A 24,555-nucleotide genomic window follows, 5' to 3' on the forward strand; every position below is an offset into this window, starting at 1 on the left:
CGTTGCTGAGCGACACCACCGGGGCAGCCGCTCTGGGTGGCCGCTGGTGGGTAATGATCACGACCCGTATCCCCCGCGGGCGAGACGTTCGATGCCCCACGCCGCCTGCTCGCGCACGATCTCGTGCTCGGGCTCGCGCATCGCCTCCAGCACGGCGAGATCCTCGTCGGAGCTGATGTTGCCCAGCACCACGCACGCGTTGCGCTGCAGCATCCACAGCGTGGCGCGCTTGATGGCTGAGCCCTTGAATGCCGCCGCGTACTCGGACGGCCCCATCATGAGGATCTCGCGCGCCAGGGCACGCGTGCCCGCGTGGTCGTACGACTCGGCGAACAGCTCCCGTGGTGCGAACTCCGGCAGCATCGCGTCACGCGCGCACTTCACATTCCACGGGCACACTTCGTTGAAAGAATGGCCGGAAACCCGTATTGAGATCAGGCTGTCGACTGGTCGGCTAACTCTCAAAAATACAACGACTTGAGCAAGCAAGGAGCGATTGCCTTGGGCGGCGGATTGGCCCCTCGCTCCATCTGCTCGGAAGCTTGCCCCAGAAGAAGCTTCATAGTATACTTCCGAGCATATGGACCTCCTCGAGATCCTCACCCGCCCGGAAGGCAAGACCCTCGAGTTCAAGCGCGATCTGTCCTCTCCGGATGGCGTGCTCAAGACGCTGATCGCCTTCGCCAACACGGCCGGCGGTACGCTGCTCGTCGGGGTCGAGGATCGGACGCGAAGCGTGCGAGGCGTACCTGATGCCCTCGATGTCGAAGAGCGGATCGCAAACATCGTGAGCGATTCCATCGCGCCCCGGCTGTTGCCGGACATCGAGATCCTGCCGTGGCGCCGCACGCAGGTCATCGCCATTCGGATTCATCCGAGCGCTGCTCGCCCGCACTATCTCAAACGTGAGGGAGCGGAGTCCGGGACCTACGTCCGCGTTGGCTCCACCAACCGCCGCGCCGATAACGAGATGCTGCAGGAGCTCCGCCGCACCGCGCGCGGAGAGAGCTACGACGAGCAGCCGATGATCGACCTTGACTCGGAAGCGCTCGACTTCCGAGCTGCTTCCGAGTCCTTCAAGCCCACTCGGACCCTTCGGCGTCGCGACTTGGAGACGCTGAGGCTCGTCACCAGTCATCAGGGCCACACCGTACCGACGGTAGGCGGCATGCTACTCTTCGGTCGGGAGCGCGAGCGCCACTTCCCGGACGCTTGGATCCAGGCGGGGCGCTTTGACGGGCTCGAAAAGAGCCGTATCCTCGACCGGGCAGAGTTCCGCAACCCACCGGTCGCTGCCATCGAGGACGCCATCGCGTTCATCGAGAAGCATTCCCTGTACAGTGCCGACATCGGGAGAGTCCGTCGAACGGATCGTTGGAACCTCCCGCCTGTTGCCGTACGAGAAGCTGTTATCAACGCGGTCGCCCACGCCGACTACGCGCAGCGCGGCGCTCCGATTCGTATCTCGATCTTCGACGATCGCTTGGAGATCGAGAATCCGGGTCTGCTCCCGTTCGGCCTAACGGTCGCAGACCTCGAGAATGGCATCTCCAAGCTCCGAAACCGAGTAATCGGCCGCGTCTTCCATGCCATCGGCCTTATCGAGCAGTGGGGGAGTGGCATCCAGCGAATGACCGCCGCGTGCCGCGAGGCCGGGCTGGCTGACCCCCGGCTTGAGGAGATCGCAACGAGGTTTCGCGTGACCATATTCACCTCACGGGTCAACCGCCCCACGCTCGATGACACCGATCAGGCCATCGTCGATGGACTATCAGATGGGAAGGGCAAGTTGACCAGTGAGATCGCCGCCGTCATTGGACTGACCCCTCGGGCCACCCGTACCCGACTGGCCCGCCTCGTGGGTAACGGGCTTGTTCGCGAAGTTGGAAGCGGACCGCAGGATCCGAAGCGGCGCTATTTCCTGGCGAAGTAGAGCCAATACCACGTATGGAGCTCCCCGGGCATTCCCCGATGAGCCAGATCGACGAATCGCCCCGGGTTTCAGTAGAATCGTGAGTTGAGTCCCACTTCGACCAGGTCCGAGGATCGGACACCCGTAGCTATCGCGCTTGCTACTTTGCCGGGGGACTAGTAGCCGATGGCCTCCATGATCCGCTGATCATGGTGAAAGGACCAAGGTGTGCTCTTCAGACTGCTCCGCGACTCAATTGAAGCACCGCCCACGCCGCCTGCTCGCGCACGATCTCGTGCTCGTGCTCGCGCATCGCCTCCAGCACGGCGAGATCCTCGTCGGTGCCCACGTTCCCCAGTACCACGCACGCGTTGCGCTGCAGCATCCACAGCTTCGCACGCTTGATCGCACTGCCCCTGAACGCCGCCGCATAATCGGCCGGCGTCATCATCAGGATTTCGCGCGCGAGTGCCCGCGTCCCCGCGCGATCGTGCGTATCCGCAAATAGCTCGCGCGGGCGGAACGCATCGAAGGCCGTGTCCCGCGCGAACTTCACGGTCCACGGACACACGTCATTGCAGATGTCGCAGCCGTAGAGCAGCCCGCCCACACCCTCGCGCAGCGCCGGCGGAATCGGCCCGCGGTGTTCGATGGTGAGGTAGCTGATGCAACGGTTTGCATCGAGCACCCGTGGCGCCGGAAGCGCCCCCGTGGGACAGGCGTCCAGGCAGCGGGTGCAGGTGCCGCAACGATCGGCATCGAACGGCGCGTCCTCATCGAGCGCCACATCCACGAACAGCGAGGCCAGGAACAGGTGTGAACCGGCCCCCGGCACGATGAGCATGGTGTTCTTCCCCACCCACCCGAGCCCCGCGCGCTGCGCGAGATCCCGCTCGAGAATGGGCCCGCTGTCCACGTACGGGCGCGCGTTCACCGGTCGCCCTACTTCGCGCTCCAGCCAGCCGTGCAGCTCCCGCACCCGCTCGCGCAGCACCACATGGTAGTCGTCGCCCCGCGCGTAGCGCGCCACGGGACCGGCTGGGGTGCGTCCCCCATACGAGGCGGCCACCACCACCGCGTGCGTGGCACCGGGGTGCGGCAGGCGGCTGTCGCGGCGCCGTGCCGCCCCTTCCCCCTCCAGGTACGCCATGGAGGCCTGATGGCCGGCGGCCAGCCAGGCGTCGAACGCGGCCCGTGTGGTTGGCTCACCCAATCGCGCCACGCCCGCGGCATCGAACCCCAGCCCGTACGCCTCGGCCTTGAGCCGTTCGGTGAGGGAGCGGATCGTCAGGGCTGTCGCCCCACCCACCGGGCAAAGGCGATCACGTCGCTGGCCGGCGGAATCGCCGCCTCGTCACCGTAGGCCGTGTACATGCGCCACCGTACGTAGGTCGTGGCGGGAAGCGGCAGAAACGGGAAGCGCCGGTACCAGTGCCGGTGCCGGAATCGCCACGCTACGCGCAGCAGGTCCACCGCCAGCGCCGGGGCCAGCAGGGCACGCCAGGCGAGCTGCAGGGAAAGGGTAATCCACGCCATGCCGAAACCTAGCGGAATGTGTCGTGGCGAACGACGGCCACGCTCGGGAACAGGCGCGCGGCCCCTTCCGTCGGCACCGGGCCGGCATGGCCCGCATTAGATTGCCCGCTCATGACCTTCGATGACTATCAGCAGCTGGCAGCCCGCACCCTGGGACGCGATCGCACGCCCGAGCAGCAGCTCGCCAACGCGGCGCTCGGGCTCACCGGCGAGGCGGGCGAAACCGCCGAGATCATCAAGAAGCACCTGTTCCATGCCACGCCCCTCGATCACGACGCGCTGGTGAAGGAACTCGGGGATTGTCTCTGGTACATCGGCGCCTTCGCCACCGTGCTGGACCTGTCACTCGAAGACATCGCGCAGCGCAACATCGACAAGTTGCGGCGGCGCTATCCGGATGGCTTTGATCCCGAGCGCAGCCGCACGCGGACCGAGTGACGCCCCGTGGCCGGCCCGTGCGGTCCCCGGCGACGATCGCCCCTCGCAGCCCCCCCGCGAACCGTACCGCGCGAAGCGGCCATCGGGGGCGCCGCGCCCCTCGATGGTGGTGCCCTACCGGAGGAATGATCGCCCGTCGAAATCGGTATCGGTGCGGATTGCCAGCAGATCCAGGGCCGACGGGACAATGTCGGCAGTGCGCTGTGGCGGTCGCGTGGTGGGACAATCCACGATGAGGGGCACCAGCATCTGGTCTCGAAGAAGGGCGCCGTGGGTGGAGACGTGTCGCACCGGTTCGAAACGCGCGCGCAGGTCCCACCCGCTGGCGGCCGAGACGATCACATCCCCCGACCGCGAGGAGGCGCCGAGCCAGGACAGCTGCACCAGCGCGTCGGGATACGCCGACGCGTGGGTGGCCTGCCATGCCGCGTCGGCGTCGAGATCGCGCAGCGTGCCGCCGAGGCCCAACGGGTCCCCCTCGGTGCACACATAGGACCAGCGTGGGCCGTGCGGGCTGTCGTGTCGACGCACCTCGGCCACGCCGCGCGCCGCGTGGCGCACCTGCACCGTGTGCGCATCATTGTTCACGGCGAGCAGGTCGACGGCCGGGCGGTCCGCGAGCTTGTCCAGCAGGCGCCCCCAGCTGGCCGTGTGCGAACGCCACCAGCGTCGCTCCCGTTCCTCTGGCGCGAAATAGAGATGCGCCATGGCGTTCCCTCCCACCATGAGGACGACGTCGGGGTTGCGCACGCGCAGTTGCGGGTGCGCGCGCACCCGCAGCCCTTCGCGCTGCAGCCAGCCGTGCAGGTCGTCGTGGTGGGTGACCTCCGCGTGCCCGTGGTCTCCGGTCACCCACACGTGCAGTGAATCGCGCCAGCCGCCATGCGTGGCGATGGCCAGCGCCCGGGCTACGGCGTCGTCCACATCGGCGATGGCGGCGCGCACCGCGTCGGACCGCGGCCCATGTTTGTGGGCAAGCTTGTCGGCGCTGAGAATGGCCAGCACGGCCACCCGGGGGCGCACGCGCGCGAAGCGGGCCAGAAAGGCGGCCGTGGCCTGCTGTTCCACGCGTCGCCACCCCTGCAGGTCACCGCGAAAATGCGCCGGTGCGGCCCGCAGCATCCATCCCACGCCGCGGCCGATGCGCCCGTGCGTGGCTCCGCGACCAATCATGCTCATGGCGGCAAGCGAGGGCTGCGCGTATTCGAGCAGCGTGGGAACGTGGGCGGCCACATCGCCATCCACGTGCCAGATGTCCATGCCGGCGTAGCTGCGCGATTGCCCCGGGGCCCAGCGCAACGAACGGCTGCGGTCGAACCAGCGCAGGCCGGGCAGCCCGACGCGCGCCGGGTGCTGGCCCATGAGGAACGGCACGTACGCCGGCCCGGTGACGGAGGGGAACGACGTCGTGACCGCGTGCGCGCTGCCGCGGGCCCGCAGTGCGGCCAGAGTAGGCGCACGGCCGGCATCCATCTCCTCGGTCAGTACATCGTGGCGCACGCCGTCGGCCACGACGAGGAGCAAGCGCCGGGTCGTGGTGGTATCATGCGTCACGGCGGACCCACTCGTGCCATGCCGTTGGGGCGTGCGTGCCCGCTCGTATTGCGCTTCACCGACCCCCTGTCTCCACCCGTCCACTCATGGCGAAATCCCGACGTTCGTCTCCTCGTACCGCAACAGGCAAGCAGGCCTCTCCCGTCACCCGGGCCACGGCCGAGCAGCAGTCCGTGGCCGCCTATCGGGAACGCACGGAGGCCGGGCATCGCGCCGCGGGCCGTGAACCTGCCGGCACCGCGAATCTGGTGTCGAAGGGAGCACGCGCCGTGCGACGCACCGATCCCCGACTCGTGGATCAGTCGTTGCGCGACCGGCCAATGCTTACGGAGGACGAAAAGTTGCTGCAGGCGCCACGGGAGGAGGCCACCGCCTTCACCCGCTCCGACCCCTGGCGCGTCATGCGCATCACGTCGGAGTTCGTCGAGGGGTTCGACGCGCTCTCCGACGTGCAGAAGGGGGTGACGATCTTCGGGTCTGCCCGCACCGGTCCCGACGACCCGATGTACGAGGCGGCACGGGAAACGGCGCGGATTCTTGCGCGTCAGGGGTTTTCCATCCTCACCGGCGCCGGTCCGGGCATCATGGAGGCGGCCAATCGCGGGGCCAAGGACGTGGATGGGCACTCGGTAGGATGCAACATCGAGCTCCCATTCGAACAGGGCGCCAACCCCTACGTCGATACCCTGGTGAACTTTCGTTACTTCTTCGTTCGCAAGACGATGTTCATCAAGTACTCCAATGCCTTCCTCATCTTCCCGGGCGGCTTCGGGACGCTCGACGAGCTGTTCGAGGCGCTCACGCTCATTCAGACCGGGAAGATCTATCAGTTCCCCGTGGTCCTCTTCGGCACGCACTACTGGGCGGGGCTCGTCCGCTGGATCACCTCGCGCATGGCTGCTGAAGGCAAGATCTCGCCGGGGGATCTCGACCTGCTGCTCCTGACCGATGACCCGCAGGAGGCGGCGCAGGCGGTCATCGACGCGCACGATGCGCAAACGGCCGGGCGTCTGCGAACGGACGAGGGCTGAACGCCCCGAGACTTGAACCATTCGCCAGACACGGCATATTTCGGCCTTCCAGTGCGCCCGGCCACCACGGTCGGGCGCTCGCCTTTTATCCGGCCCCAGCTGGCACGCGCATGTTCCAGGAACTGATCGCCCAGATGGCACGCGAAGTCGAGAAGCTCCAGTTCGAGCTGAACGTCACGCTGCCCGCGGAAATCCGCAAAGCCGTCGAACTCGGCGACCTCAAGGAAAACAGCGAGTACAAGGCGGCGCTGGAGCGGCAGCAGTTCGTGCAGGCGCGACTGGGGCAGCTCACGCAGCGCGTAACCAAGCTGGCCAACATCGACATCACGCAGATTCCCGCCGACAAGGTGGGGCTCGGGTCGAAGGTGGTCGTGACCGACGAAGTCACGACGCAGCTGGAGACGTACGAGCTCGTCTTCGGTGATGCCGGCGAGCTGCATGACGGCCATGTGACCATGGGCTCTCCCATCGGCCGCGCGCTGCAGGGCAAGGCCGTTGGCGATGTGTGCATTCTCAAGCTGCCGACCAAGGTGCGACGGCTGCTCATTGTCGAGCTGTACACGATTCACGATCGCAACGCCGACGATCTCGTCTGATTACCGCCCCGACCGGAGCACTCATGTGGCAGGCCGTCTACGACACGCGCGGTGACGCCCCGCACACGCGCATCCGCTGTGTGGAGCGCGATACCCCAGCACCCGGGGCCGGTGAGGTGCTGCTGGAAATGCTCGCGGCACCCATCAACCCGTCCGATGTCCTCACCATCACCGGACAGTACGGCGCACTGCCGCCGCTGCCGGCCGTGGGCGGGAACGAGGGGGTCGCGCGCGTCGCGCAACGGGGCGCCGATGTCCGGCGACTGGCCGTGGGTGACCTGGTCCTCATGCCGGTGGGCGCCGGCACCTGGAGCTCGCATGCGGTCGCCCGGGCCGACACGCTGCTGCCACTCCCCGCCGGCGGTGATCCGCTCCAGTTGGCCATGCTCACGGTCAACCCGCCCACCGCGTCGCTCCTGCTGTCGGAATTCGGCACGCTCGCTCCCGGGGACTGGGTCGTGCAGAACGCGGCCAACAGCGCCGTGGGGGAGTATCTCATCCAGCTGGCGCGTGCGCGCGGCATTCGCACCGTGAATGTCGTGCGCCGCGACGCCATGGTGCCCGTGCTGGAAGCGCTCGGTGGCGATGTCGTGCTGGTTGACGGCCCCGATCTGCCAGAGCGCGTGGCGGCCGCGACCCAGGGAGCGAAGGTGCGCCTTGCCTTCGATGCCGTGGGGGGCACTGCCACCGATCGGCTGGCTCGGTCGGTGGCCATTGGCGGCACCGTGGTGAATTACGGCGCCATGAGTGGCGAGGCCTGCAAGGTGGCCCCCGGGTCGTTCGTCTTTCGCGATGTCACCCTGCGCGGATTCTGGCTGGCGTTCTGGTTCCGGCATGCCACGGGCGAGCAGCAGCGTGCCCTGTACGGGGAGCTCGCGCAACGGGTCGCTGCAGGGACGCTGGCCGCGCGCGTGGATCGCACCTTCCCGCTGGCGCAGATACAGGATGCCGTGGCGTATGCGGCCGCCGGCGGGCGCAACGGCAAGGTGCTGCTCGTTCCCTGAGTCAGCTACACGGCATCCACCGCAAACAGCCGCGTCACCTCGGCGTCGTACGCTGCCAGCGCGGCCGCCGTGGTGGTCGCACTCCACTGGAGCGCTGAGGCCATGTGCGGCGCAATGCATCGTGCCGCCGCGCGACCGTGATCGCGCGTTTCGAAGGCGATGTGCGTACGACGCACCAGGACATCCGCGAGCGTGCACGCCAACTCGTGTTCCACCGCGTGCCGTACTTCGGCCAGCACGTACGGCAGCTGCTCCACAATGCGTGTGCCAAGCCGCTCGTCGGCTTCCGCGTACTGCCAGACCCGCCGCCAGTGGGCGCCGTACGACTGCGCCAGCTGCTCGCCCACGGCGGCGTCTCGCGTCGTGGCGCGTGCTTCGGCCAGGAGGGGTTCGCGGTGCGGGAACGCGCCGCCGGGCAGTGGGGTGCTGGTACTGTCCTGCGGGGGACGACGCGACACGAGTGCGGCGCCGGTGGCCGCCGCCCCGCGGGTGGCATGGGTGAGGACATCGGCGGCCATGGCCCGGTAGGTCGTGAGCTTGCCCCCGGTCACACTGACCAGACCGTCCGCACGGTGTACCACGGCATGCTCGCGTGATGCCGATCCCGCGTTGCCGGCGCCGGCCCGCGCCGCGGCCAGGGGGCGAATACCGCACCACGCGCTAATCACATCGTCGCGTGACAGGCGGGCGTCGCCAAACTGCCCGTTGACGCTCTGGAGCAGGTAGGTGATCTCGGCTTCCGTGGCGCGAATCTCGTCGGGGCCGCTGCGCGCAGCTCGCTCGGTGGTGCCAATGATGGTGTGCGCCCCCGCCGGGAGCACGAACATGACGCGCCCGTCGAGCGGCGAGACCATCGTCACCGCATCGTGGTTCCCCACGCGGTTCCGCGGTACGGCAATGTGCGAGCCTGCAGAACCGAGCAGTTGCGTGCCCTGACTCTCACCGGTGAGGGCCGCCGTGGCATCGCTCCACGGCCCGGTGGCGTTGACCACCACCCGCGCCTGCACCACCAGTTGCTGATCACCGAGCCGGTCGTGCACGAGCACGCCGGTGAGCCGGCCGCTGCTGCGCACGCCCCCTACCACGGCCGCATGGTTCACGATCACCGCCCCGGCGTCGCGGGCGGCCAGGGCCGTGGCCAGCGTGAGGCGCGTGTCATTGGTTGCCGCGTCCCAGTACCGGGCCCCGCCCTGGAGCCCGTGCGTGGCGAGGGCGGGCTCCTGGGCATGCACCTCGGCTGCCGAGAGTCCCTGGTGCGGGTGCACATTGCGAAAGAGCGACAGGGCATCGTACAGCGCCAGTCCGGCGCGCACCTTCCAGAGCGGCACTCGCGCCCCGCGGTAGACGGGCCACGTGAAGGCCAGCGGGCGCACCAGATGCGGCGCGAGCTGCAGGAGCAGCCGGCGTTCGCGGCTCGACTCGAAAACGAGCCCGAGATGTCCGTGCTCGAGGTAGCGCACCCCACCGTGCACCAGCCGCGAGGAGCGACTGGAGGTGCCGGCGGCAAAATCGTCACGCTCGAGCAGCGCGGTGCGGTAACCGGCAAGCGCCGCCTCGCGTGCCACGCCGGCGCCCGTAATGCCGCCGCCGATCACGACCAGATCGAAGGGCTCGCCGGCAAGCGCGGCCCAAACCGCGGGGCGGTGCGGTGGCGGTGGCGGTGCGCTGCTCCCCATGCCGCATCATCGCGAACGGACCGGCACCCGGCAAGCGGAGGCCGTCGGCCCTGCGGCCCACTGGTTATGTTTGCCCCATGCCCACCTTCGGTAACGGCCGACGCATCGCCATCATTGCCGGCGTCCGCACGCCGTTTGCGCGCTCCGGCACGGCGCTCAAGGACCTCACGGCCATCGACCTCGGTCGCGCCGCCGTCGGAGAGCTGGTGCAGCGCACCAGCCTCGACGCCAGTACGGTGGACCTGCTGGTGTACGGGACGGTCATCCCGTCGGTCATCGCCCCCAACATTGCGCGCGAACTGGCGCTCATGCCGCACTTCCCGCGTACCGTGCAGGCCTACACCGTGGGACGCGCCTGCGCGTCGTCCAATCAGGCCATCACCGACGCGGCCGACCAGATCGCGCTGGGGCACGCCCACGTGGCCATCGCCGGCGGAAGCGAGAGTCTCACGCAGGTCCCCATTCTGCATTCCCGCGGCATGAGCGACATCCTCGTGGCCGCGTCGAAGGCCAGGAGCATGCGCCAGCGCGTGGCCACGCTCGCGCGCGTGCGACCGGGCGACTTCGTGCCGATCACGCCGGCCATTGCGGAGCCCAGCACCGGCGAGACCATGGGGCAGAGCGCCGACAAGATGGCCAAACTGAATGGCATCAGTCGCGAGGCCCAGGATCGGTTTGCGCTGCGCTCGCATGAACTGGCGGCGCGCGGTCTCGACGACGGCCGGCTTGCGGCCGAGATCGTGCCCCTGCCCGTGCCTCCCGCCTACGACACCATGCTCGCCACCGACAACGGCGTGCGGCGCGACAGCAGCTACGAGCAGCTGGCGCAGCTCAAGCCCGTGTTCGATCGGCAGTACGGCACCGTCACGGCGGGTAATGCGTCGCCGCTCACCGACGGCGCGAGTGCCGTGCTCCTCATGAGTGAGGAGCGGGCGCGGAGTCTGGGCTACACCCCGTTGGCATTCATTCGGTCGTACGCCTACGCGGCCGTCGATCCAGGGGAGCAGCTGCTGCAGGCACCAGTGCTGGCCGCGCCCCTCGCGCTCCAGCGCGCCGGCCTGTCGCTGGCCGACATCGATCTCGTGGAAATGCACGAAGCCTTCGCGGCGCAGGTGCTCAGCAACCTGCAGGGGCTCGCCTCCAGCACGTGGGCGGCCCGCGCCGGACTGGGGGCGCCCGTGGGTGAGGTGAACCCCGACCGGCTCAATGTCATGGGTGGCTCGCTCTCCATTGGCCACCCCTTTGGCGCGACCGGCGCGCGCGTGCTCACCACGCTGTGCAACGAGCTGCAGCGGCGCGGCGGGCAGTTCGGTCTGCTGACCGTGTGCGCCGCCGGCGGACTCGGCCACGCCATGATCGTGGAGCGCGTGTGATGACGGAGGCGCAGCGCAGGGAAGGTGCTGACGGTCTCGTGGCCGACGCGGCGACCGGAGTGACGTGTACGGTGGAGCAGGGCGTGGCCGTGATCTGCTACGACCAGCCGGGTTCGCCGGTGAATACGCTCAACTCCCGGGTCGCGCCGGTGTTCGATGGTCTCTTCCGTCGCATCGAGCAGGACGAGGCGATCGTCGGGGCCGTGCTGCTGAGCGGGAAGCCCGACAGCTGGATTGCCGGTGCCGATATCGACGAGCTCACGCGCATTGACACGGCAGCGCAGGCCGAGGGGCTCTCGCGCGCCGGACAGGCGGTGCTCGATCGACTGGCGGCCATGCGCAAGCCGGTGGTGGCGGCGGTGCATGGCGCGGCGCTGGGCGGCGGGCTGGAAGTGGCGCTGGCCTGTCGGCATCGTGTGGCCACGGACCATGCCAAGACGGTCCTCGCCCTCCCTGAGGTGCAGCTGGGGCTCATTCCCGGCGCCGGCGGCACCCAGCGCCTGCCGCGTACGGTGGGGCTGCAGGCCGCGCTCGACATGATTCTCACCGGGCGCAACATCAGGGCGCGCAAGGCGTGGCAGATGGGGCTGGTGCACGAGTTGGTGCATCCCGCCATCCTGCGCGAGGTGGCGCTCCGTCGCGTGCACGATCTGGCCGGAGGGCGTCCCACGCCGACGCGCCGTCGCGCCAGCGGCGCTGCGGTGGTGCTGCTCGAAGACAACGCGCTGGGGCGCACGCTCGTGTTCCGCAAGGCCCGCGAAGGGGTGATGGGCAAGACGCGGGGGAAATACCCCGCGCCACTTGCCGCCATCGACGTGATCCAGCAGGGGTACGCGGAAGGCATGGAGGCCGGGCTGCGGGAAGAGGCGCGCCGGTTCGGGGAGCTTGCCATGTCACCGGTGTGCCGACAGCTCACGTATCTCTTCTTCGCCACCACGGCGCTCAAGAAGGACAGCGGACTGCCCGCTGGCGTGGAGGCAACGCCCGCCGCGGTGCGCAAGGTGGGGGTGCTCGGGGCCGGCTTCATGGGCGCCGGCATTGCCGGCGTGGCCGTGCAGGCGGGCACCCAGGTGCGGCTCAAGGATGCCTCGGTGGAGCGCCTGGCTACGGGTTGGCGTGCGGTGCGCGACGTGCTGCGCGAGCGGCTGCGCAAGAAGCAGCTGACCCGCGCGCAGTTCGACGACACGCTGGCGCTGGTCGGCAGCACCACCGATTACCGTGGCTTTGCCAACGCCGACCTCGTGATCGAGGCGGTGTTCGAAGATCTCGCGGTGAAGCATCAGGTGCTGCGCGAAACGCAGGCGGCGGCGCCCCGCGCCATCTTCGCCTCGAACACCAGCACGATTCCCATTCGGGACATCGCCGAGGCGGCGGCGCGCCCTGATCGGGTGGTGGGCATGCACTTCTTCTCGCCGGTGCACAAGATGCCGCTGCTGGAAGTGATCGTGACGCCACGCACGAGTGCCGCCACCACCGCCACCGCCGTGCACTACGGCCGACAGCTGGGCAAGACGGTCATCGTGGTGCAGGATGGCGCCGGCTTCTACGTCAATCGCATCCTCGCGCCCTATCTCAACGAAGCGGGACGCCTGCTGGACGAGGGCGCGCGCATCGAGGAGCTCGACGCGGCGCTGGTGGACTTCGGTTTCCCGGTCGGACCCATCACGCTGCTCGATGAAGTGGGGCTCGACATTGCCGGCAAGTCGGGGCCGATCATGGTGGCGGCGTACGGCGATCGCATGCTGCCGTCGGAGACGCTGCGACGCGTCGTGGAAAGCGGTCGGCTGGGACGCAAGGCACGGCACGGCTTCTATCGGTACGACGAGCACGGCAAGCGCGACGGCGTGGACGAGAGTGTCTACGCTCTCACGCCTGCCGGCGCGTCGCGGCAGGCAATGGGAGGCAGCGAGATGCAGACGCGCTGCGTCCTCCCCCTGCTCAACGAGGCGGTGCGCTGTCTGCAGCACGGCATCATCCGCAGCGCGCGCGACGGCGACATCGGTGCCGTGTTCGGCATTGGCTTTCCGCCCTTCCTCGGCGGTCCGTTCCGCTACCTGGACACGTTGGGTCTTCCCGCCGTGGTGGCGCAGCTCGACACGCTCAACGCCCGCTTCCCAGGCCGCTTCGAACCGGCGGCCCTGCTCCGGGAAATGGCGGCGAGCGGGCGCCGCTTCCACCCCTGATCCCCTGACCATGTCGACACCCGCCCTGCATCCACGCATTCACGAGGTGATCACCGCGCTGGAGGATGCCCAACGCGAGACCGAGGCCCTGCTGGCCACGCTCACCGCCGCGGATGAAGCGCGCCGGTTGGGTGACGGCTGGACGGTGGCGCAAGTGCTCGAGCACATGGCCATCGTGGAAAGCGGCGCCGGACGCGTGGTGGGTACCATCGCCAAGCAGGTGGCCGACCAGCCCGAATCGAGCGACGAGCCGGTCGCACCGTCGGTACTGCGTTTCAAGGTGGCCGACCCGACCGTGCGCAAGGTGGCCGCCCCGGAGATGGTACAACCGGTCCAGGGAACGCCGATGGCTGAATCGGCTGAACAGATGCGCGCGGCGCGCGCGCGACTCATTGCGGCGTTCGCCGCCGCGTCGGGACGCGCCCTCGGACAGGCGCACTTTCCGCACCCGCGGTTCGGGCCACTCGATGGCTACCAGTGGGGACACCTCGCCGCACAGCATCAGCTTCGCCATCTGGTGCAGATCCGCACCATCCTCGCCTCCTGACTCATGTCGCCGCCAATGCCACGCCTCGCGTGCTCCCGTGTCGCCGCGCTTCCGGGGGCGGTGCTCGCCGCCATCGTTCTGGCGGGATGCGCCGCGGCCCCCGGCACCGCGCAGCCCGCCGCGTCCGCTCTCGCACTGCCGCGCACGCGCGCCGAACGCACCGACTATCGCGAGACGTCGTCGTACGCCGACGTCATGAGCTTCCTCGACTCGCTGCGCGCGCTGGGCGCGCCCATCAGCGTCAGCGAGCTGGCGCGCTCCCCCATGGGCAAGGCGGTGCCCCTCGTGGTGGCCTCGCGCCCGGTCGTGCGCACGCCGGCCGAGGCCCGGCGGCTGGGGCGGCCGGTGGTGTACGTACAGGCCAACATCCATGCCGGTGAGGTGGAAGGCAAGGAGGCCGTGCTGGCGCTGCTGCGCGACTGGTCTTTCGGGGCCCGCCCCAACGTGCTCGACTCGCTGGTGCTGGTGGTGGTCCCCATCTACAACAGCGACGGCAACGACAAGCTGGCGCCGCAGGCGCGCAACCGCGGGGCGCAGAACGGTCCCGAGATGATCGGGGAGCGGCCGAACGGCGCGGGGCTCGATCTCAATCGCGATTACGTGAAGGCCGAGGCTCCCGAGACGGTGGGCGCACTGGCGGCGTTTGCCGCCTGGACGCCTGACGTGTTCATGGATCTGCACACCACCAATGGCAGCTACCATGGGTACGCGCTGACCTATTCGCCGTCGCTGCATCCGGCGGCGCCGCTGGCCCCCTTCACCGCCGACACGCTGCTTCCGGAGATTCGGCGCCGCATGAAGGCGAAGCACGGCTTCGAGGTCTTTCCCTACGGCAACTTCACCGGGGCCAATGGGCGCGAGAGCCTCGCGGCCGACCTCAAGTCGGGGTGGGCCACCTACGAGCACAAGCAGCGCTACGGAACCAACTACGTGGGACTGCGCGGTGCCGTGAGCATTCTCAGTGAGGCCTACTCGCATGATCCGTTCGCGCGCCGCGTGGCGAGCACGCGGGCGTTCGTGCAGGAGATCCTGAGTTACGTGGCGGAAGACCGGCCGCGCATCCTGCGCCGGGTGGCGGCCGGGGTGGCGGCGGCCACCTTCACCGGTGCCCGGCGCGCCGATATTCCCATTCGCGGCCGCTTCACGAGCCGGCCGGATACCCAACCCGTGCTGGTCGAGCGCCTCGACCGCGTAGCCGATACGACCCAGCTGACCGAGCCGGGGGTGCCGCGCGGCCTCCGGCGGTCGGGGGTGATCACGGCGCAGCGCATGCCGGTCATCGACCGCTTCGAGGCCACCCTGACGCGCACCCCGTCGCCGTACGGCTACGCCATCGAAGGCGACTGGCCGCGCGCGCGGGAACTGCTTGCGGCGCACGGCGTGGCCTTCCGCCCCCTCGCCGCTCCGGCCTCCGTGACGCTGCGGGAGTTCGTCGTGGACTCGGTGGTGGCCAGCGGACGCCCGTTCCAGGGGCACCGGGAAATGTCCGTGCAGGGCCGGTGGCGTGACGCAACCCGCACGCTCGCGGCCGGCACCGTCATCGTGGCTGCCGGGACGCCACAGGATCTGGTGGCCTTGCTGCTGCTCGACCCGGAGAGCGACGACGGCCTGCTCACGTGGAACGTGTTCGACACCGCGCTTGCCAAGGGCGCGGTGGCACCAGTCGTGCGCCTGACGGCGCCCATCCGCTAATTTCCGGCCATGCTCAGGACGTCCCTCCTCTATCTCTCGCGCCAGCAGCGCGTCTTCGACTTCGTCAAGAATGTCGGGTTCGCGCGCAAGATGGCGTCGCGCTTCGTGGCCGGCGAAACGATCAGCACCGCCGTCGAAGCGGTGGCGCAACTGAACGCCAAAGGCATTGCCGCGTCACTCGACCTGCTGGGCGAAAGCGTGCACAGCGAGGCGGAGGCGCGCGCGACGGGCCGGCACTACCTCGAAATCCTCGATCGCATTCACGAGCGCCAGCTCAATGCGAACGTGTCGGTCAAGCTCACCGCGCTCGGGCAGGACATCTCCGATGACCTCGGGGTCGAGGTGGTGCGGGAGGTGATCGCGCGCGCGCGGCAGTACGACAGTTTCGTGCGACTCGACATGGAGTCCAGCGCCTACACCGATCGCACCCTCGATACGTTCGAGCAGCATCTGTTCCCCGGCTTCGAAAACCACGTGGGCATCGTACTGCAGAGCTCCCTCCGTCGCACGCTCGACGACGTGGCGCGCGCGAACCGCCTCTCCGCGCGCGTGCGCATCTGCAAGGGCGCCTACCTCGAGCCGCCCGACGTGGCATTCCCGGACAAGGCTGACGTGGACAAGAACTACGTGGCCGCGATGCACACGCTGCTGACCGAGGGGCGCTACCCCGGCATCGCCACGCACGACGAGGCCATCATTGCCGAGGCGAAGCGGTTCGCGAAAGCGCAGGGCATCGCCCCCGACCGCTTCGAGTTCCAGATGCTTTACGGCGTGCGGCGTGACCTGCAGGAGCAGATCGTGAAGGAAGGGTACCGCATGCGCGTCTACGTGCCCTTCGGCAGCCAGTGGTATCCCTATCTCATGCGCCGCCTCGCCGAACGTCCGGCCAACATTGCCTTCATGGCCGGCAACATCGTGAAGGAGTCGCTTGGCAGCTGACCAGGGCGATGCGTCGCCGACGGTACATCACGGTCATCATCAGCCGCCCGATCATGCGGCCGGCGATGAGCGGACGCTTGGCGGCTACATGGCGGTGCACAAGCGGCCGGCGGCCTTCGAGGGCGCCGACGGGTGCGCCTACTCGGTGGACATCCTCACCGATACCACCGGCCAGCCTGAGGCGCCGTGGGGCGCGTATCTGTTCTTCGTGCGCTGGAGCCACGGAGAGCCCGAGGTGCAGGGGCATCTCGAAACCGGGTTCATGGTGACCGGTTTCAGCGAAGCAGCGGTCCGGCATCAACTTGGCGGCATGGCGCTCTCGCTGGTGAAGGCCACCCTCGACGGCCTCGTGCGCACGCGGTCGGCCCCGTGACCCGCGACGCGAGCCTGTTCGTGCAGCAGGGGCCCGCGCCGCCGCCAGATCACGCCGTGGAAGGCGTCGTCGTGCAAGGCACGGGCGGGGTGTGGGATGTGCGGCTCGAGAGCGGGGCCGTCGCGTCGGCGTCCCTGCGTGGACGGCTCAAGCACGAGGCGCACGGGGCACTCAAGCTGGCCGTGGGCGACCGGGTGCGGCTGCGTTGGGACAACGGCGACCCGGGCGCGTGGTTCATCACCGACATTCACGAGCGCCGCAGCAAGCTGGCCCGACGTGCGCCCGGCGGAGCGCGCGGTGAACGGGTGGTGGTGGCCAATCTCGACCAGGTGCTCGTGGTCTTCGCCGCCGCGCGTCCGGAACCGCACCCGCGCATGCTCGACCGATTCCTGGTCATTGCCGAGGCCAATGGACTGCACGCGCGCATCGTGGTGAACAAGTGCGATCTCGTGTCCCCAGAGGGGGCGCGCGCGCTCTTTGCCGAACACGTAGCCGCGGGATACCCGGTGCACTACACCAGTGTGAAGACCGGCGAAGGGCTCGAGGCACTACGGGCGGAGTTGGCCGGCCGCAGCTCGGCGCTCTCCGGCCCCTCGGGCGTGGGGAAGTCGTCACTCATGAACGAGCTGTTCCCGGGGCTCGAGCTGCGCACGGCTGCCATCAGCGACAGCGTGAACAAGGGGCGCCACACCACGGTCGGGGCCGTGCTCCATCCGTTGCCGGGCGGTGGGTTCCTTGCCGATACCCCCGGCCTGCGCGAGGTGGGGCTCTGGGGGATCGATCCCTCGGAGTTGCCGCACTGCTTCCCGGAGTTCGCTCCCCTGCTCGGGGCCTGCCGTTTCGCCGATTGCTTGCACACCGTGGAGCCGGGGTGCGCGATTCGTGACGCCGTCGAGCGCGGCACGATTGCCCGCGGTCGCTACGAGAGCTACGTGAAGCTGCGCGAGGAGTTGGCGGCGTAGGGTGCCGTCCATGGTGCGGCGCCACGGTCCCGGAATTCCCAGCGGTTCCGGCAGGAACCGCGGACCGCAGTTGGGGATTGGCCCGATATGACGCCCCCTCTCGTTCTCATTGTCGGTGCCACCGGTGGCATTGGCCAGGCGCTCGCCCACCGGCTCCACGCCGCCGGCGTGCCCCTCCTGCTCGCGGCGCGGCGCGCCGAACCGTTGGCGGCCCTTGGCGCTGCGGTGGAGGCGCCGAGCCTGGTGACCGACGCAACCGACTGGAACCAGCTCGACGCCCTTGTCGACGCGGCGGTCGCGCACGCGGCGTCGCGTGGCACCACGCTGGGCGGGGTGGTGAACACGGCCGGCTCTCTGCTCCTCAAACCGGCCCATCTGACGCGCGCGGATGAATACCAGCAGGTGATCGCGCAGAACCTCACGACGGCGTTCGGGGTCGTGCGCGCGGCCGCTCGCGTCCTGACCGGAGGCGGCAGTGTGGTGCTGTGCAGCACGGCGGCGGTGCGGATTGGTCTTGCCAACCACGAGGCCATCGCAGCGGCCAAGGGAGGGGTGGAGGGACTCGTACGCTCGGCGGCGGCCACCTACGCGGCGCGCGGGCTTCGCGTGAACGCCGTGGCGCCCGGGCTTGTGGCGTCGCCCCTCACGGCGCGCATTACCGCGTCCGCGCCGGCGCTCGCCGCCTCGCAGGCCATGCACGCGCTCGGCCGTATCGGGACGCCCGACGAGGTGGCGTCCCTGATCGCCTGGCTCACCGGTCCCGACGCCGGCTGGGTGACCGGCCAGGTGTTCGGGATCGACGGCGGGCTGGGGAGCGTGCGAACGCGCTAGCGCCGGACGCTCCGCCTGCCGCCGCGCTCACCACTCCCTGACGTCGCCCCACGCAACCCAACCCAGCGCTCCTCCCTTGAACAAGGGACCGAGCCGGCCGAGCTCCGCCGACTTCGCCGTCAGGGCCGCGATCTCCTCGGCGGTGAACTTGCCCTCGAGGGCCTTCTTCAACTCCGGGTCCGACTGCGCCATGGCCCACAGCGCCATGCGCTCCCGCAGCAGGCCAAATTCCTCGCGCGTCATGGCCTTCCGCGCCTCAGGCGTTGGCTCCAGCGGCTTTGCGCTCTTGCCGTTCAACCACGGCTGCTCGGAGCCGTCCACGTACGCCTGCCCGCGGATTGAGGCTTCCAGGGCAATCAGCTCGGGGGGCTGGTGCGGATACGCGCAGCGGCCACCCATGGCGATGACCTGTGTGGTGGCCGAGAGCACCTGAATCGAGTCACGGAGCGCAATGACCGCCTTGGCGTCCTTGCGGGCCATCGCAGCCTGCACACGCTTCTCCATCGCCTCGCCCTGCTTCTGCATCCCCTCGAGCCGGGCAATGCTCTTCTCGTCCATCGACATCATGGCGGCCGGGCTCACCGACTTCTGCGCCGCCGACACGCACTCTTCGGCCGCCTTCCGCTTCGCCTCGTAGGCGGCTCTCGGCGTTACGGCAGCGAGCGTGAGTTCAGCGGTGGCGACGAGCGGTTGAAGGCTGGTCAGCACCAGATCCAGCCGCTCGGGGGTGATGGTCATGTTCGCCTTCTTCGCGCTGCTGTTCGCACTCGGCTCCGCCAGACCAGCCTTCGTCTTCGCGGCGTCCTTGATCGCGTCAGCGCCCATCTTCTTGAGTCGGCCGAGCTGTGCAGACGCCGGCGTGGACAGGGGGCCGAGGGCGGCGGTGCCGACCAGCAGGGCGGTGATCCAGTGGAGACGGCGCATGGCGCAACTCCCGAGGGAATGAGTGGAGGAAAGCCGGTCGGATAATCTTGGCGTTTGGCCGACGCTGGCAAGTCGGCGGTCGGTCCGGGCGGCCCCACCTCGCGGCGTGGCGTCAGGCGGGTTCCGCACGGAGCTCAGCGCGGGCGCGCGACGATCGCCAGCGGCACGGCCCGTAGTCCGGGCCAGCGTGACGCCGCGGCGCCGCGGCCAATCCGCAACTGCGCCGACAGGCCGCCGTCGAGCATCAGGGCGTCGATCGCCCCGAGTCGCCAGGCGATCTCGGCCATTTCCGGTGTCGTGGGACCGATCGGCACCCGTTCGACGGCTCGCGTGAGGCCGCTGCCGGTGTCGGCGTAGCGCGACAGGAGGACCAGCAGCATTCCATCGCGCCGCAGGCCGATCACGAGGCGCGCGTCCCGATGGGCACGATCGAGGTCGGTGCCTGCGCACAGAGCCGGAACCGGCAGGCCACTCACGAGGAGCTGCGGATACGACTGCACCGCCTCCTCCCAGCGCGCGTCGAGGGTGGCGGCCGGCAGGGTGTGCGCCGGCAATATTGCCGGCCTGCCGGCGGTGTCGACCGCGAACGCCCCCGCCAGCGCGCCGGCGCCCGGAGCGGCCCGGTCACGGCCGCGATGGCGCACCCAGCCCCACGGGCCGGCATCCGTGAACTGGCCGGCGTTGAAGGCGAGAATGGCGTCCGGCGGGGCCTCCTCGATCGTCCATGGGCCCAACGCATTGCCCGCGCGGGCGATTTCCAGCGTGAGCGTCACGCGGGCCGGATCCACCACCGCCACGATGATCCGGTTGCGCACCCCCTCGGCGCCCAGCCGGACTGGCCATTCGGCCCAGCGCACGGTGGTGCCGCGCCAGCGCAAGGCCGGTGGGGACGCGGGCGCCGCCTCACGCGCCTGGCAGCGGATGGCGTCGATGCGGGTCGTTTCCAAGCGCGCGGTACTGCCGGCGGCCGCCGGCGACCCGGCGGAACGTACCGACGTGCCCGGCCGGGACTGGGCGCCCGCCAACCTTTCGCCCGCCGCAGCGGGAGTCACGATGACGAGGCCGGTGGTGGCCAATGCCAACCGCCACCGGCGCCCGTACCTCACGGCGAGAGGCGCCGCTTCACCCAGCGGCCGGCTTCCTTCCGGAACTGGATGCGGTCGTGCAAGCGACTCGGACGCCCCTGCCAGAATTCGATCTCCTCCGGCACCACACGGAAGCCACCCCAGTGCTCGGGCAAGGGCACGGAGCCGTTGGCGAAGTGTTGCGCATTTGCGGCCAGCTGCGCCTCCAGCGTTTCGCGCGACGCCAGCACGCTGCTTTGCGACGACGTCCACGCACCAATGCGACTGGGCAGGGGGCGCGTTTGGAAGTAGGCGTCGGACTCGGCGCGACTCACCCGCTGCACCGCGCCGTTGATGCGCACCTGCCGCTCGAGCTCGGCCCAGAAGAAGCAGAGCGACGCGCACGGATTATCGGCCAGCTCCGTGCCCTTGCGACTGCGGTAGTCGGTGTAGAACACGAAGCCGCGTTCGTCCACGCCCTTGAGCAGCACGATGCGCGCCGAGGGATACGCATCGGGGGTGGCCGTGGCCAGACACATGGCGTTGGGTTCGAGGACCTCGGCCTTGACCGCCTCGTCGAACCAGACGGAGAACTGCGCGATGGGGTCAGCCGCCACGTCGGCTTCGGAGAGCACGTGACGCTGGTACTCCTTGCGGATGTCGGCGATGGACATGATCTCGGGAAACGGGGGGGAGGGCGCCGTGGCCGGTGTGCGTCGGGTCAGGCGACATCAACCAGCGGGAGCGGTGCACGCGGGTACGCTTCCGGCACGCCATCGAAGGGGTCGCCGGTGAACGCGTCGCCGTCCGGTGTTTCGAGGACAAAGCCCGCATCCTCGATCATGCGCAGATCCTCGCGCGCCGTCTGCCCCTGCGTGGTGAGGTAGTCGCCCACGAAGATGGAGTTGGCGGGATACAGCCCCATGACCTGCATGCTGCGCAGGTGCACCTCGCGGCCACCGCTGATGCGGATCTCCTGCGTGGGCAGCAGCAGCCGATACAGCGACAGGATGCGCAGGCACTGGCGCGGGTCGAGCTGGCGCACGCCTTCGAGCTTCGTGCCCGGGACGGGGATGAGGAAGTTCACCGGCACGCTCTTCACGTCGAGTTCACGCAGGGAGAGCGCCAGGTCGATGACGTCGTCGTGGCTTTCGCCCATGCCGAGGATGCCGCCGCTGCACGTCTTCATGCCGGCCTTCTTCACCGCTGCCACCGTGTTCACGCGATCCTCGAACGTGTGCGTGTTCACGATCTCCGGCGTGTAATTGGCCGAGGTATTGAGGTTGTGGTTCACCGTCTCCACGCCCGCCTCCTTGAGGCGCAGGACCTGCTCCTCGTTGAGCAGCCCCAGGCAGGCGCAGATCTTGAGGTCGTGCTTCGCGCGCACCGCCTTCACCGCGTCGAGCACTTTGCCGAAGACCGTTTCGCCGGGGGAGCGACCGGAGATCACCATGCACAGCGTGCCGGCCTTGAGCTGCGCGGCGCGATCGGCGGCTTCCATGATGCGCTCCTGCGCCAGCATGGGGTACTTCTCGATCTCGGCGGCGGAAATCTTGGACTGCGAGCAGTAGCCGCAGTCCTCCGGGCACAGCCCGCTCTGCGCGTTGAGCAGGAAGTGCAGGCGCACGCGATTGCCCCACGTGGCGCGCCGCACCCGATAGGCAGCGGCCAACTGGTCGAGCAGCTGATCGTCGGGCGCGGTGAGCACGGCACGGGCTTCATCGCGGGACAGCAGGTCACCGGCGAGTGCCTTGTCGGCGAGCGACTGCCAGATGGGGAGCACGGTCATGGGACGGAAGGCGAGAGTGAGGGGGCGCTGCGCGCCGATACTGCGTGAAGTGTAAAGGGTTGCTACCCAACTGCACGACGGTGGGGTGCTGCCCCGCCGCCCAGGAGCGTGTCCAGCCCCGACGCGTGCGCCGCATCGGCGAGCGCGTCGAAATCCTCCACGCGATCGACCCACGGAAAGCGCAGCAGACGCTGCGTGGGCAGCAGTTCCTGCAGCACGTCGAAGTTGGTGGCCTCCGCCACCGTGGCGTCGTGATCGGTGAGCGAGGTGAGCACGATCCCCAGCAGCGGCAGCCGGGCGCGTTCGAGCGCCTGGACGGTGAGCAGCACGTGGTTGAGGACCCCCAGCCGGTTCCCCGCCACGAGGACCATGTCGCACTGCCAGCTGGCGAACAGGTCGGCGTACGACAGCGTGGCGGTGAGCGGTACCAGGAGGCCGCCGGCACCTTCCACGAGCAGCAGCTCCTGACCGTGTTCCAGCGCCGTGCGCGCCTCGTTCAGGTGATCGAGCGCAATCGTCACGCCGGCGCGTCGTGCCGCCACCATGGGCGCCAACGGCTCGCGCAACACGTACGGCCGCACCAGCGACAGGGGGTGCACATTGCCGCAGGCGCCTCGCAGGCGGTCGGCATCGGACAGCAGGCCGCTCGCCGACACGGGTCGCTCGTCGATCCCCGACTCCGCCGGCTTCATGGCCGCGACGCGCATCCCCAGCTGCCGTGCGCGCGCCGCCAGCGCGCAGCTCACGACCGTCTTGCCAATGCCGGTGTCGGTGCCGGTGATGCCCAGGCGGCGTACTGCAGGGATGGGGTCAGTCATCGACCGGTCCTCCGGTGGAGAGTGGGGCGGCACGTTCGCCAGCCAGGAAACGCTGCAGCACGGTGTACACGCGGTCGAGCTCGTCGTCGCGAGTGCAGTAGGGGGGCAAACAGTAGGCCACGTTCCCCAGCGGACGAATGAGAACCCCCTGCTGCAGCGAGAACGCGGCCAGCTCGCGGCCGATATCGCTGAGATACCCCGATGGCGCCTCCAGCTCCACGGCCGCCACCGTACCGAGCTGACGCACGGCCTTCACACCCGGCACATTGCGCAGAGCGGCCAGATGCCACGTGTGGCAGTCGGCGATGCGCTGGCGGGCCCCTTCGCACGCCTCGTCGAACAACGCGAGCGACGCGAGCGCGGCTGCGCAGGCCATGGGATTGGCCGTGTACGAGTGGCCGTGAAAGAAGGTCTTGCGCCGGTCACTGCTGGAGAACGCCTCGAAGATCGCCTCGGTGGCCACGGTGGCGCCCAGCGGCAGGACGCCGCCCGTGATTCCCTTGGACAGGCAGATGAGATCGGGGTGCACGGTGGCCAGCGCACAGGCGAACATGGGCCCCGTGCGCCCGAATCCCGTCATCACCTCGTCGGCAATGAGATGCACGCCGGCCGCCGCGGTGCGCGCACGGATGGCCTGCAAGACCCGCGCATCCCACACGCGCATGCCGCTGGCACCCAGCACCAGCGGCTCCACGATGACCGCGGCCAGCTCGTGGCCGCGCGCGTCCAGCAGCGCCTCGAGTGCACGTACCGTGTCGCCTTCGGAGGGGTCGGGAAGCCGCGCCACCTCGAAGAGCAGGGGCTCGTACATGTGCGTAAAGACCCCGCGCGCGCCGGCCGCCATGGCGCCGAAGGTGTCGCCATGGTACGCGTTGTCGAGCGCGGCAATGAGACGGCGTGGCGTTCCCTGATTGGCGAACGATTGCAGCGACAGCTTAATCGCCACCTCCACCGCCGTGGACCCGTTGTCACTGAAGAACACGCGCGACAGCCCCGCCGGGAGCCGCTGTACCAGCGCGGCCGCCAGTCGTGCCGCCGGTTCGTGCGTGAAGCCGGCAAAGATCACCTGGTCCAGCGTGCGCGCCTGCTCGGCGATCGCCTGCACCAGCGCCGGGTGGCAGTGACCGTGTGTCGTGACCCACCACGACGAGATGGCATCGAGCACAGCCTGGCCGTCGGTATCGTACAGCCAGCTGCCCGCTGCGCGCGCGATGGGCCGCGGGAGCGGCGCCTGATGATGCTGGGTGTAGGGATGCCACACGTGAGCGGCATCGAGCGAAAGAAAGGGGTGGGCCATGCAGCGCCTGCGCGCG

At 69.2% G+C, this 24,555-nt stretch carries 24 protein-coding genes; 13 read left to right on the top strand and 11 right to left on the bottom strand.

Features of this window, described 5'->3' with window-relative positions:
- Positions 1-57: 57 nt before the first annotated feature.
- The gene (locus LW840_RS08750; RefSeq protein WP_291276823.1) at positions 58-384 is read right to left on the bottom strand and encodes a hypothetical protein; all 327 of its coding nucleotides are present in this window, start codon (positions 382-384) and stop codon (positions 58-60) included.
- Between the two features lie 196 nt (positions 385-580).
- Here LW840_RS08750 and LW840_RS08755 point away from each other — a divergent pair, with 196 nt between their 5' ends.
- Entirely contained in the window at positions 581-1,933 is a 1,353-nt protein-coding gene (locus LW840_RS08755; RefSeq protein ID WP_291276824.1) for a helix-turn-helix domain-containing protein, read from the top strand.
- 214 nt (positions 1,934-2,147) lie between these two features.
- On the opposite strand, the gene queG is transcribed toward LW840_RS08755, so the two are convergent.
- Both queG and LW840_RS08765 read right to left on the bottom strand, forming a co-directional pair.
- Positions 2,148-3,221: a tRNA epoxyqueuosine(34) reductase QueG gene (gene queG, locus LW840_RS08760; protein ID WP_291261946.1), complete on the bottom strand. Its 1,074-nt coding sequence runs from the start codon at positions 3,219-3,221 to the stop codon at positions 2,148-2,150.
- A complete protein-coding gene (locus LW840_RS08765; RefSeq protein ID WP_291261947.1) occupies positions 3,200-3,448 on the bottom strand; it encodes a hypothetical protein in 249 nt (82 codons plus the stop codon). The genes queG and LW840_RS08765 overlap by 22 nt, the downstream gene beginning before the upstream one ends.
- 111 nt (positions 3,449-3,559) lie before the next feature.
- Between LW840_RS08765 and LW840_RS08770 the strand changes: the two genes are divergently transcribed.
- Positions 3,560-3,886, top strand: coding sequence for a nucleoside triphosphate pyrophosphohydrolase family protein (locus LW840_RS08770; RefSeq protein ID WP_291261948.1), 327 nt, complete (start codon positions 3,560-3,562; stop codon positions 3,884-3,886).
- A gap of 114 nt (positions 3,887-4,000) precedes the next feature.
- Here LW840_RS08770 and LW840_RS08775 read toward each other — a convergent pair whose 3' ends face one another.
- Entirely contained in the window at positions 4,001-5,440 is a 1,440-nt protein-coding gene (locus tag LW840_RS08775; RefSeq protein ID WP_291267527.1) for an alkaline phosphatase family protein, read from the bottom strand.
- A 320-nt stretch (positions 5,441-5,760) separates the two neighbouring features.
- Here LW840_RS08775 and LW840_RS08780 point away from each other — a divergent pair, with 320 nt between their 5' ends.
- The 3 genes from LW840_RS08780 to LW840_RS08790 all read left to right on the top strand — a co-directional run bounded on the left by LW840_RS08780 (position 5,761) and on the right by LW840_RS08790 (position 8,071).
- A complete protein-coding gene (locus LW840_RS08780; RefSeq protein WP_343213658.1) occupies positions 5,761-6,471 on the top strand; it encodes a TIGR00730 family Rossman fold protein in 711 nt (236 codons plus the stop codon).
- Between the two features lie 110 nt (positions 6,472-6,581).
- A complete protein-coding gene (locus tag LW840_RS08785) occupies positions 6,582-7,067 on the top strand; it encodes a GreA/GreB family elongation factor (RefSeq protein WP_291261951.1) in 486 nt (161 codons plus the stop codon).
- Between the two features lie 23 nt (positions 7,068-7,090).
- Complete coding sequence (locus LW840_RS08790) at positions 7,091-8,071, top strand: zinc-dependent alcohol dehydrogenase family protein (RefSeq protein ID WP_291267526.1); 981 nt, start codon at positions 7,091-7,093, stop codon at positions 8,069-8,071.
- 5 nt (positions 8,072-8,076) lie between these two features.
- On the opposite strand, the gene LW840_RS08795 is transcribed toward LW840_RS08790, so the two are convergent.
- Complete coding sequence (locus LW840_RS08795) at positions 8,077-9,747, bottom strand: glycerol-3-phosphate dehydrogenase/oxidase (protein WP_291267525.1); 1,671 nt, start codon at positions 9,745-9,747, stop codon at positions 8,077-8,079.
- A 77-nt stretch (positions 9,748-9,824) separates the two neighbouring features.
- Between LW840_RS08795 and fadI the strand changes: the two genes are divergently transcribed.
- The 8 genes from fadI (at position 9,825) to LW840_RS08835 (ending at position 18,647) form a co-directional block, all read left to right on the top strand.
- Positions 9,825-11,120 carry an acetyl-CoA C-acyltransferase FadI gene (gene fadI, locus LW840_RS08800; protein WP_291273938.1) on the top strand — a complete coding sequence of 432 codons (1,296 nt, stop codon included), beginning with the start codon at positions 9,825-9,827 and terminating at the stop codon, positions 11,118-11,120.
- 38 nt (positions 11,121-11,158) lie between these two features.
- Complete coding sequence (fadJ, locus tag LW840_RS08805; protein WP_291276825.1) at positions 11,159-13,303, top strand: fatty acid oxidation complex subunit alpha FadJ; 2,145 nt, start codon at positions 11,159-11,161, stop codon at positions 13,301-13,303.
- A 10-nt stretch (positions 13,304-13,313) separates the two neighbouring features.
- Positions 13,314-13,850 carry a DinB family protein gene (locus LW840_RS08810; protein WP_291267523.1) on the top strand — a complete coding sequence of 179 codons (537 nt, stop codon included), beginning with the start codon at positions 13,314-13,316 and terminating at the stop codon, positions 13,848-13,850.
- A gap of 15 nt (positions 13,851-13,865) precedes the next feature.
- Complete coding sequence (locus tag LW840_RS08815) at positions 13,866-15,542, top strand: M14 family zinc carboxypeptidase (RefSeq protein WP_291276826.1); 1,677 nt, start codon at positions 13,866-13,868, stop codon at positions 15,540-15,542.
- A 9-nt stretch (positions 15,543-15,551) separates the two neighbouring features.
- A complete protein-coding gene (locus tag LW840_RS08820; RefSeq protein WP_291267521.1) occupies positions 15,552-16,481 on the top strand; it encodes a proline dehydrogenase family protein in 930 nt (309 codons plus the stop codon).
- A complete protein-coding gene (locus tag LW840_RS08825) occupies positions 16,471-16,854 on the top strand; it encodes a hypothetical protein (RefSeq protein WP_291261959.1) in 384 nt (127 codons plus the stop codon). The genes LW840_RS08820 and LW840_RS08825 overlap by 11 nt, the downstream gene beginning before the upstream one ends.
- Positions 16,851-17,816 carry a ribosome small subunit-dependent GTPase A gene (rsgA, locus tag LW840_RS08830; RefSeq protein WP_291261960.1) on the top strand — a complete coding sequence of 322 codons (966 nt, stop codon included), beginning with the start codon at positions 16,851-16,853 and terminating at the stop codon, positions 17,814-17,816. The genes LW840_RS08825 and rsgA overlap by 4 nt, the downstream gene beginning before the upstream one ends.
- A gap of 87 nt (positions 17,817-17,903) precedes the next feature.
- The gene (locus LW840_RS08835) at positions 17,904-18,647 is read left to right on the top strand and encodes an SDR family oxidoreductase (RefSeq protein WP_291262804.1); all 744 of its coding nucleotides are present in this window, start codon (positions 17,904-17,906) and stop codon (positions 18,645-18,647) included.
- 27 nt (positions 18,648-18,674) lie between these two features.
- Here the strand turns inward: LW840_RS08835 and LW840_RS08840 are convergent, their stop codons facing one another.
- The 6 genes from LW840_RS08840 to LW840_RS08865 form a co-directional block, all read right to left on the bottom strand.
- On the bottom strand, positions 18,675-19,571 hold the full coding sequence (locus LW840_RS08840) for a hypothetical protein (RefSeq protein ID WP_291276827.1): 897 nt from the start codon (positions 19,569-19,571) through the stop codon (positions 18,675-18,677).
- Positions 19,572-19,705: 134 nt separating this feature from the next.
- A complete protein-coding gene (locus LW840_RS08845) occupies positions 19,706-20,677 on the bottom strand; it encodes a phosphodiester glycosidase family protein (RefSeq protein ID WP_291276828.1) in 972 nt (323 codons plus the stop codon).
- The gene (gene pdxH, locus LW840_RS08850; protein WP_291268362.1) at positions 20,674-21,309 is read right to left on the bottom strand and encodes a pyridoxamine 5'-phosphate oxidase; all 636 of its coding nucleotides are present in this window, start codon (positions 21,307-21,309) and stop codon (positions 20,674-20,676) included. The genes LW840_RS08845 and pdxH overlap by 4 nt, the downstream gene beginning before the upstream one ends.
- A gap of 47 nt (positions 21,310-21,356) precedes the next feature.
- A complete protein-coding gene (bioB, locus tag LW840_RS08855; protein WP_291262808.1) occupies positions 21,357-22,424 on the bottom strand; it encodes a biotin synthase BioB in 1,068 nt (355 codons plus the stop codon).
- Positions 22,425-22,486: 62 nt separating this feature from the next.
- On the bottom strand, positions 22,487-23,242 hold the full coding sequence (gene bioD / locus LW840_RS08860) for a dethiobiotin synthase (protein WP_291268361.1): 756 nt from the start codon (positions 23,240-23,242) through the stop codon (positions 22,487-22,489).
- On the bottom strand, positions 23,235-24,539 hold the full coding sequence (locus tag LW840_RS08865) for an adenosylmethionine--8-amino-7-oxononanoate transaminase (RefSeq protein WP_291268360.1): 1,305 nt from the start codon (positions 24,537-24,539) through the stop codon (positions 23,235-23,237). Before LW840_RS08865 ends, bioD begins: the two co-directional genes overlap by 8 nt.
- Positions 24,540-24,555: the final 16 nt, after the last annotated feature.

It is taken from the genome of Gemmatimonas sp. (genome assembly GCF_021298855.1).
In the GTDB taxonomy this organism is placed as follows: domain Bacteria; phylum Gemmatimonadota; class Gemmatimonadetes; order Gemmatimonadales; family Gemmatimonadaceae; genus Gemmatimonas.

Bases quoted from the DNA above. Each gene is read 5' to 3' on its own strand.
- LW840_RS08755 (WP_291276824.1), top strand. From the start codon at position 581: ATGGACCTCCTCGAGATCCTCACCCGCCCGGAAGGCAAGACCCTCGAG.
- LW840_RS08795 (WP_291267525.1), bottom strand. From the start codon at position 9,747: ATGGGGAGCAGCGCACCGCCACCGCCACCGCACCGCCCCGCGGTTTGG.
- fadI (WP_291273938.1), top strand. From the start codon at position 9,825: ATGCCCACCTTCGGTAACGGCCGACGCATCGCCATCATTGCCGGCGTC.
- LW840_RS08785 (WP_291261951.1), top strand. From the start codon at position 6,582: ATGTTCCAGGAACTGATCGCCCAGATGGCACGCGAAGTCGAGAAGCTC.
- LW840_RS08780 (WP_343213658.1), top strand. From the start codon at position 5,761: ATGCTTACGGAGGACGAAAAGTTGCTGCAGGCGCCACGGGAGGAGGCC.
- LW840_RS08770 (WP_291261948.1), top strand. From the start codon at position 3,560: ATGACCTTCGATGACTATCAGCAGCTGGCAGCCCGCACCCTGGGACGC.
- LW840_RS08840 (WP_291276827.1), bottom strand. From the start codon at position 19,571: ATGCGCCGTCTCCACTGGATCACCGCCCTGCTGGTCGGCACCGCCGCC.
- bioD (WP_291268361.1), bottom strand. From the start codon at position 23,242: ATGACTGACCCCATCCCTGCAGTACGCCGCCTGGGCATCACCGGCACC.
- LW840_RS08835 (WP_291262804.1), top strand. From the start codon at position 17,904: ATGACGCCCCCTCTCGTTCTCATTGTCGGTGCCACCGGTGGCATTGGC.
- bioB (WP_291262808.1), bottom strand. From the start codon at position 22,424: ATGACCGTGCTCCCCATCTGGCAGTCGCTCGCCGACAAGGCACTCGCC.
- LW840_RS08765 (WP_291261947.1), bottom strand. From the start codon at position 3,448: ATGGCGTGGATTACCCTTTCCCTGCAGCTCGCCTGGCGTGCCCTGCTG.
- LW840_RS08815 (WP_291276826.1), top strand. From the start codon at position 13,866: ATGCCACGCCTCGCGTGCTCCCGTGTCGCCGCGCTTCCGGGGGCGGTG.
- pdxH (WP_291268362.1), bottom strand. From the start codon at position 21,309: ATGTCCATCGCCGACATCCGCAAGGAGTACCAGCGTCACGTGCTCTCC.
- LW840_RS08865 (WP_291268360.1), bottom strand. From the start codon at position 24,539: ATGGCCCACCCCTTTCTTTCGCTCGATGCCGCTCACGTGTGGCATCCC.
- LW840_RS08790 (WP_291267526.1), top strand. From the start codon at position 7,091: ATGTGGCAGGCCGTCTACGACACGCGCGGTGACGCCCCGCACACGCGC.
- LW840_RS08810 (WP_291267523.1), top strand. From the start codon at position 13,314: ATGTCGACACCCGCCCTGCATCCACGCATTCACGAGGTGATCACCGCG.
- LW840_RS08820 (WP_291267521.1), top strand. From the start codon at position 15,552: ATGCTCAGGACGTCCCTCCTCTATCTCTCGCGCCAGCAGCGCGTCTTC.